A 662-nucleotide genomic window follows, 5' to 3' on the forward strand; every position below is an offset into this window, starting at 1 on the left:
GTTTTGAAAACCGCCGCACAACGCGGTATCGCTATCAACATCTATCTGGAAGACTGGTCAAACGGGATGCTGAACTCGCCCGAATACGTCTTCTATCTCATTGATAATCTGCGCGATACGAACATCAAACGCTTCATGCTTCCCGACACGCTGGGCATTTTGAACCCCATCAGCACGGGCGAATTTTGCCGACAAATGCTTGCGAAATATCCCCGGCTGCATTTCGATTATCACGCGCACAACGACTACGATTTAGCCGTTGGCAATGTTTTTGCAGCCGTTCATGCGGGCGTTCAGGGTATTCACACCACTGTCAACGGGCTTGGCGAACGGGCGGGCAATGCACCTCTGGCAAGTGTCATTGCCATGCTGCACGACCAGATGGAGTTAAAAACGAACATTGCCGAGGAGCAACTGAACACCGTCAGCCGCATTGTGGAGTCCTATTCGGGCGTGCGCATCCCCAACAACAAGCCGGTCATCGGCGAAAGCGTTTTCACCCAATGTGCAGGCATTCACGCCGATGGTGACAACAAGAACAACCTGTATTACAACGACTTACTGCCCGAACGCTTCGGTCGCGCACGTGAATATGCGCTGGGAAAAACCTCCGGCAAAGCCAACATCAAGAAAAACCTCGAAGCCATGGGCATCGAAGTCAG

1 protein-coding gene is annotated in these 662 nt (G+C 52.4%); it reads left to right on the forward strand.

Annotation, left to right across the window (positions count from 1 at the left end; translation table 11 throughout):
* Positions 1-662, forward strand: a 662-nt coding sequence (locus tag ASC50_RS02870; RefSeq protein WP_420885206.1) for a homocitrate synthase/isopropylmalate synthase family protein, incomplete at both ends; no start/stop codon positions are given.

Source organism: Candidatus Symbiothrix dinenymphae, assembly GCF_001431085.1.